5 protein-coding genes are annotated in these 7,612 nt (G+C 58.2%); 2 read left to right on the top strand and 3 right to left on the bottom strand.

The window, feature by feature from the left end; all coding sequences use genetic code 11:
* Positions 1-45: 45 nt before the first annotated feature.
* The gene (locus Ssi02_RS28220; protein ID WP_204030615.1) at positions 46-642 is read right to left on the bottom strand and encodes a hypothetical protein; all 597 of its coding nucleotides are present in this window, start codon (positions 640-642) and stop codon (positions 46-48) included.
* A gap of 95 nt (positions 643-737) precedes the next feature.
* On the bottom strand, positions 738-4,913 hold the full coding sequence (locus tag Ssi02_RS28215; RefSeq protein ID WP_204030614.1) for a LamG-like jellyroll fold domain-containing protein: 4,176 nt from the start codon (positions 4,911-4,913) through the stop codon (positions 738-740).
* Between the two features lie 492 nt (positions 4,914-5,405).
* Between Ssi02_RS28215 and Ssi02_RS39955 the strand changes: the two genes are divergently transcribed.
* Positions 5,406-5,537, top strand: coding sequence for a transposase (locus Ssi02_RS39955; RefSeq protein WP_204030613.1), 132 nt, complete (start codon positions 5,406-5,408; stop codon positions 5,535-5,537).
* A gap of 389 nt (positions 5,538-5,926) precedes the next feature.
* Here the strand turns inward: Ssi02_RS39955 and Ssi02_RS28205 are convergent, their stop codons facing one another.
* Positions 5,927-6,574: a transposase family protein gene (locus Ssi02_RS28205; RefSeq protein WP_204030612.1), complete on the bottom strand. Its 648-nt coding sequence runs from the start codon at positions 6,572-6,574 to the stop codon at positions 5,927-5,929.
* Between the two features lie 270 nt (positions 6,575-6,844).
* Here Ssi02_RS28205 and Ssi02_RS28200 point away from each other — a divergent pair, with 270 nt between their 5' ends.
* A complete protein-coding gene (locus Ssi02_RS28200; RefSeq protein WP_204030611.1) occupies positions 6,845-7,408 on the top strand; it encodes a transposase family protein in 564 nt (187 codons plus the stop codon).
* Positions 7,409-7,612: the final 204 nt, after the last annotated feature.

Below are 7,612 nucleotides of genomic sequence, written 5' to 3'. Positions count from 1 at the left end.
ACATAACCGACGATCAATCGTCAACTTCGCTTTTCGGATGCCCTCTTAGAGTTTGGCACGCCCCGGTAGCGGCAGGACTGAACAGCGGCTGTTCAGCAGACGATCGTCCAGACGAATACCGCTTTCTGTCTCGATCACCGCCAGGCATGCCGCGTTAACGTCTACCTCCGCCTCAGCTTCATCGTCGTCATAGGCGGAGGCAAACAGATCAGCGTAAGCGCCTAGAGGGCCGAGGTGTTCCCTCCAGCCAGTAAAGGGAATCGAAACAGGTTCAGGGCTCTCAAGATAGCCCTCTACCTGCCCGTAGCAGACAAACATACTGGTATTTCCCTCAATATCGAAGGATAGATACCAATGTCGAATCCCGTCACCGGTCAACCGGTCAGTCACCTGCTTTCGGTCACTGTATGGGTGACTCCAGTCAAGAGTGACGATCCCGGAGCCGGCTTGATAGAGGGTGAGAAAATTGCCGCCGTAAGGCCGTTCAGAGTCCTGTAGCGCGCCCGGGGCAAACCCGAGGCGATGCGCCGCTCTTTCAACCGTGAGGACGCCGGCATCCGGCAACGTCACTGTGTATACGAACGTGTCGATCCCGAGACGATCTAGCAAGTCGTCATAACGGGCGACGGTTTCATCAAGCACGAGTCGACTAACCTGACCTCTCCGAGTAGAATCCAGGTCCTCTGGGATCACGGGCTGCGACCTCGGATCCCAGAAGACTCTATCGAAGAGTACAGCTACTGGTGTGGATTTTGTCCAGGGACGTACGCCTCTACGTAGAATTGATCAAATTTGACCCTCCTACGAACGCCGTCTTCGGCAAGAATGCGCTGTGTACCGTAGAATGCCCCTAGTTGAATACCGTCCTCAGTATTGCGCTTGTGCCATACTGGGCGAACTGAGTATGCGAAGTTGTCTGGGCTGTTCACTCGTTCAACCGATACCCACGTGCCCTGCATAGTCGACTGAAACGGGAATTCGTCGCACTGATAGACCTTGTGATATTTGGAGTCTCCAAGTTCCGCATCCCTGCGGTCGTAGTCTGTGAAAAGTGTGCGACATATCTCGCGACTCTTTTCGTTATTCTTTCTCTTCCATGTCTTGTTGTTCTGTCGGGAGAGTGGGGCCCCACCCCCCAGCCAGTGCCCTGGGATTGATTTATTAAGGCGTATTGGTATAGTCAGCTCTGGCTTATGTTGCGCTGTCCAAATATGGGCAGGGACACTTCGATAGGCCATATTTACGTTGTCTGGGTCACCCAGGTTGGTCCACGGATATCCAGGACGAGACTCGGTCGTTCGGTAGACTGCAGTGGCTTTGTCGAAGACGCAACCACTCCCATAATTTCGGGTTATATAGTAGGCAGAGTCGCACCGGACCTGAGGTTTGGCGTCAGACCAATAGTATTTCACCTTCGTACTGGGCACCTGAGGTAGCCAGACCTTACTGTAGAACTTCGGATAGCACCACTCGACCTTATCTATGCCGGTGCCGTTTCTCTCCTCAGAGGCGATGGTAAAAGCTGCCACCTTGCCGTCGCGCCACTCTTGCCAGCTTCCCTCTACGTAAGTATCGCCCCAAACCTTGCATTGACTGTTCTCGGTTTTAACGCCGAAGGCTATCCAGCCCCACTGGTTGTAGGCTCCACCGACCGGAGTCACATCCTTAAGTGATATCCGATAGCGGCTGTACCGTAGGTCGGTCGGCTGCCCTTCTCCATTGGAGATGGTGTATCCCACAATCGTGGTATCCGCAGTGATGCCGTTAACCATATTACTTGTGCCGAATCTGGCATCGCCTTTGGCGAGCTCTTGGATGGCGCACCAGCTATGACGACTCGCCAGGTAGCCGTCTGTTGCGAGGTTCCTTGCCGAATGTTCATGTGCCCAGCAATCGGTCACTAGAGCATCTTCATCTGCTTGGGCTGCTATAGAGTCAACTGAAACAGAGGAGACCTTTCTGCCCTTTGGCTCTTTCTCAGCGACCTCAATTCTGAGATCCTGCCAGGGCGACCAACCAGCCGTTGTATCGGTCCGCGCACGCCAACGTACGCTCTGACCATTTCGAAGCCTGCCCTTTGACATATCTAGATGGACGTAAGATCTCTTAACGCTCTGCATCGCCTTGCCCGACCAAAGCGTCTTTACACTTCTAGACGATTTGGTTGGTGCCTCGATTACCTGCATCTCTACGAGTCGAGGGACACCTGTAGTCCATACTTTGAACCGTGGCGCAAGGCTGGTGACCAAAGTCTTACCGGCAACCTTCTCCGAAGGCGTGGCTATGAGCTTCAGTGCATGGGACTTGCTCGGCGCAAGTTTATGTGATAGCGGCGGAGTGGAACCACTCAGCAATTGAGTGCTTCCGATGGGGGAGGCCATGTCGGTTTGGATCTGGCCGGAGGTCTGAGCGATGTTGTAGATGCGCACCTCATCGATCAGACCGCTGAAGAACTCCCCCCAGACGCTGTTGCTGCCGATCTGAACTGCTCCACCGTCGTCGTCCAGATCACCGCTGAGCGGGACCTCGGCAAACTGCTCCCCGTTCACATACAACCGTGCAGTCGTCCCGTCATAGGTGACCGCTACGTGACTCCACGTATCCACGGCCAGCGGTTCGGGTCCGCTGATCTGTGAGCTCTGCCCGCCGCTCTGGAACCAGCCAGAAGGACCGGTGCCGTTGGAACCGTAGAGCACATACGAGGCACCGTTACTCGAGGAGAGCTGTTTGGCCACCACAGTGCGCCAGTCTGTCAACGTTGTGGGCTTGACCCATGCGGACAACGTGAGAGCGGTCGTCAGACGCAAAGAAGGAGCGTCCGCGACGTTCACCACACTGGTGCTGCCGTTGAATGAGAGGGCCTGGCCGAACTTGCCGGCCGAATCCCAGGTGGCATCGACCGCGGTGCCTGTGTTGTTCTGTCCGGAAGCGTCCGTGACGGTTGCTCCTGCGCCTTCTTCCATGCCGTAGGCAGCGACCAACCCAGGCACAGGTACTACTTGTCCCCGCGTAGTGAATGTGGCGGCATAGTCGGCCATTATGTTACCGGTCGCGTCACTGGCAGCCTTAACCTCGATGCGGTACGGCTTAGTTGCGTGCAAAGGCTGTGCAGGTTTGAGTGCCCATCCTCGATCCCCTGGTTCGACCTCTGGGGTGTCTGGGTCATCACCGATCGGAGTTGCAAGGAAGGTGACGTCTGCTCCTACCGAATCTCTAATGGCAAATATCGGGCCCGAAACCGATTCCGTGAAAGCTACTCGAATCTCGACATTTGGATCAACGCCGGTTTCGCCATCGGAGGGGTCCGTCAGCACCTGGGGTGGGATTGTGTCCTGCTCTGGTGGGGGTTCAGGATACTCCTCGAATCCACCGCCCTCATCGTCAGCGAACTCCTGCAACGCATCACCGGTAAGATGTACCGGTGCCTGAAGTTCATTGGCGTTTATGGAGGTACGTACATCCGAGTTAAGGGCTGCTTGGCGAGCTTCCTCGTCCGATGGTGTTGTGAAGGGGGGATCCTCTATTTCGGTCTGTCGGCCCTGCTGATCGATCAGCTCCTCCTGCGTTGCACTCCAGTTGCCGTATTGAAGCGTTCCAACTTCGGCAGGCTGAGGAGCAGGAATGTATTGTACAAACAGAACGGGCCCGCGAGGCGTACCACTACCCCAGTATCCATACTCCGAGGATCTGTGCCAGCGCCAGTTGGTAATATCGTCTTCGCGAACCGCGCTGAACTGTACGCCATAGTCCGCAGTACCGTCCATCCAGCCTTGGACCATCTGTTCAATAGAGTAGTAGAGCTCGCCTTCGCCTCGCGGACAGTCCATATCGTAGGCGCCTTTATTTGCCACAAAGGCGTGGTCGGTCACCGACGGCTGACTGTTCCATGTCATTGTGTTGATGTCCCAGTCCGTGGTGATTCGTCGCGCGATTATTCCAGAATTTATCTCTGAATCGCAGGTATTGGACTGGTGGTTCCAGAGTCGCAGGTCCGCATTCTCTACGGTTCCTCCCATTAGCGGCGTACTCGCGACGTTGAAGCGAACATAAGATCGCCATGTCACACTGCCATTATTGGACTTGCCTGCGATTATTCGGTCTAGGCTTTGGTTGCTAGAGCTGTTTGGATAACTGTGGCTGACAAAAGTGTCGCCATCCAAGCCGGTCCCCGTCCAGGTGTCGGAGGCGGCGGTAATGGTGACCGGGTATGTAACATGGGGGTCCGATAAAAATTTCGCGTCGGGCGCGATCAGGAGATTTTGCCTTTTTCCGGCCCCGTCAACGGATATAGCCGCGGAGCCGATGCGCCCTTTATCGGGATTGCTTGCCGCAATTGCATCCGCGACTGGGGCTGGCGCGATGTTGGCAATCTTCTTACTGTCTTTGATTGAGAGTAGCGCTAGCCCGCTGGAGGAGCCCTTGCCGTAGCGTAGCCCATCTGGCAGATCCACGGGGACTCGAATCTGGATCTTCTTGGTGGGCCTCTGATGGATCAGAATATCCTGCCGGTATCCCGTTGGTGTGACAGTGACGACCAGATCAATGCCCTCACCATATGCAGCCGGATAAAGTGCTGTGTTGCCTGAAAGCTGCGGCTTAGGTAGTTTGCCATTTGCGTATACCGTTGCCTTGCCTTCACTGCTTTTGATTTCCAGTAGGGTTGTTGTGCCACCGCCTGAAAGGGTTAGTTCACCCTTAATGGCCTTGGGTTTGACGATGCCATCTTGTTCAACAAGCATCGTGTCGATAGCTTGCCAGGCGCCGTCCTTTTGCACTCTAATTGCGTTTGAGTGTACCTCGGTGTATAACGTCCTGCTATCGGGATTGGCGAATGTAGTCGAGTTCTCACTTCGCAGGTAAGGGATTTCGATACGCTTATTCTGTTTCTTGGCTTCGTGCTTGGCAGCATCCACCGAACCAGGGATCGGTGGAGAAGCAGAAGACCGGGAAGAGCTTGACCCGGCAAGGACAGGAGGTGCGGTCAACAGGGAGGTGAATAGGCTTAGGGCCGCGAGCAGAGAAACGCGGCGGTAGCGAGATGATAACGCACCGTAGTTTGCTGAGGATATTCCCATGTGAACCCTTCTAATAAGACTGGCTCAACCCGCTTGATCGTTACATATGTCTGAAGCCAAGTAAAGATCTTACGAGGGGTTACGACTCGAGATGTTCGATTGCCTGCCCGACGACCTGCTGGCGTCTTCATCGCCCCTACGAGCCCCTACGAGGGGTTACAACATCTCAGCTTGCGCGGTTCGCTTCGCGCGCAGCAATGGCTTCATCGCCCCTACGAGGGGTCACAACAGGCATCCGCCCGGCAGGGCCTAGCCGTGTCCGTCTGAGGTGCCTCGAAGGTTCCGGACAGGTCACCCGCTAGAGTAGGGGTCGCCCGGAAGGTAAGAGATTTGGCTCGACAGAAAAAGAGCTTCTCGCCCGAGTACCGGGAAGAGGCCGTGCGTCTTGTCATCGAGACCTCGCGCCCGGGCGCTCAGGTTGCGCGCGAGCGTGGAATCAGTTCCCACACCCTCCACAATTAGGTGAACGCCTATCGGCGGGAGCAGCACGAAGCAGACGCAGAGGCCCCTTTGGCGGTGGATGAAAGAGCCCGCCTCCGTGAACGAACGCGAGATCCGGGAACTGCGGACGGAAAACGATTTCCTCAAAAGCGACAGCGTACTTCGCCAGGGATCGCCGGTGAGCGACAGGTTCGAGTCGCCGGTCTTCATCGCCCCTACGGGGGGTTACAGTCCGAAACGTCCGGCCAACCCCGAAGAAGGGTGGCAGTGCTCATCGCCCCTACGAGGGGTCCCGACGTGGATTCTGAAGCGGACACGCTGCCCCTCCAAGAACCGATAGTGCCCGTCTGTTCGCTCCGCCGGGCGCACGGAAGAAGCATGTCAAGCCATGGGGATACGGTGAGCCCTTTTCATCCTCGGGCGACCTCATAGTTCTGTAGGACCGCGATGGCCTTGCAGGGTGTTGCGACCGGTCCTCCCGCCCCTTGGTACGCCTTGTCCGCGAGCACGGGGAGCCCGGTCTGCTCCAGGCGGCGGAGAATGCCCCAAGCCCTGGCCGCCACCAGGTCGTGGACGCTGCCGGGCAGCGCCCCCGAGGTCCAGAGGAGCGCCCCCTCCGGTGAGGCTATGACCTGCACGTTCATCCCGTGCGTCCGATGCTTGCCGGAGTAGTACGGCCGATCGGCCCTGACCCGGTCGGTACGGTGAGCGTTCCGTCCAGGACGAGGTGGCGCAGTCCTTCCCATTGCGCCCTTCCGAGCACGCGCCCCGGTTTCGGAGAGCGGGCCGACAGCAGCGCCACGGTCTCCTCGACGTACCTGCCAGGCCGTCGCCGCCGAGACGCCGAAACCGGCCCCGAGTTCGCGGAACGTCTCGCCTTTGCGCAGGCAGACCAGTACGAGCATGGCCTGCTGCCCCGGACTGAGCCGGCGCCAGACGGTGCCGACGGCCTTGCGGTGGCGGCGGATCAGGCCGCCGACGTACTTGAGGGTCTGAGGAGACAAATCGACGGCGGCACGGTAGAAAAGCACTCGAAGCCTCTGGTTCTGCTGGGTCAATCTTGGTCGATCAACCCGCCTACCAGGGGCTTCGCTACGTCACGGACGCTTCGGCAGCATCGCGATCATGTTGTGACATGCCCTTTCTCCAAGAGAGGATGAAAAAGGCTCGGTGTATGGGGGTGACAATGAGGTAATCCCAGCAGGCATAGTGGTGCCATGAGGGGCAAAGCCGCGCAGATGCGGAGAAGACGCCATTGCCCTGACAGGGGCGTGGAGTCCCGGTAGAAGCGAATGTGCTGACATACCGCCGACCACCGAGGACTCCACGTGATTGCCTATCGTGCCACTCTCGATGTTTCCCGCGCGCTGGTTTCCCACCTTTCCGGGCTTCTCAAGGCCGAGCGCCGCCGGCGCGGCACCCGCAAGGGCACCCGCAGGTGTTCGACCTGGTGGCAAGCGGTGTTCAGCCTGGCCTGGTTCCGCACCGGCGGCCACATCCCCACACTCGGGCGCGGTTTCGGGCTGTCACGCTCGACGGCCTACCGCTACCTGGACGTCCACGACGTCACCGCCGCGCGGCTCCTGGTCCTCGACACCTTGCGCCCCTTCCTCAAGCACATGCCGGTGCTTGCCGACGCGGCCTACGAAGGCGCAGGTCGGGGCATCCACACACCTGTCAAGCACCTGGGCGGCGGTGTCGAGCTGGATGTGGACATCAGGGCCCGCAACGTGCTGCTGCGGGGTTTGAGGTGCCTCGGGGAGCGGGGATTCGCGCTGCTTGACCGGCGGTGGCGGGCGCTCCGGCACATCTCGCTGAGTCCGGGTCGCGTCGGCGACATCGTGCGAGCTGCACTGGTCCTTGTTCATTTCGAGCACAGCAGGATCACATGAAAGTCGTTGGGATTACCTCAATGGGCCATGGGCGAGTGGTGGCGCTCCCCCCTCGGACACACACCGCACGCACATGTGGGGGCTCCGGTTCGATCCGGGCCTCCACATACTGTTTTTGAGGGTAGTAGGAGCTTCAGCCCAAGCTGGGCATAGAGTTTGGCCCCGTCGTCCGGATCCGCTTCTGAGACGAGCCTCACAAGATTC

The organism is Sinosporangium siamense (genome assembly GCF_016863435.1).
Lineage (GTDB): Bacteria > Actinomycetota > Actinomycetes > Streptosporangiales > Streptosporangiaceae > Sinosporangium > Sinosporangium siamense.
This window is presented reverse-complemented; position numbering and strand designations above follow the sequence as displayed.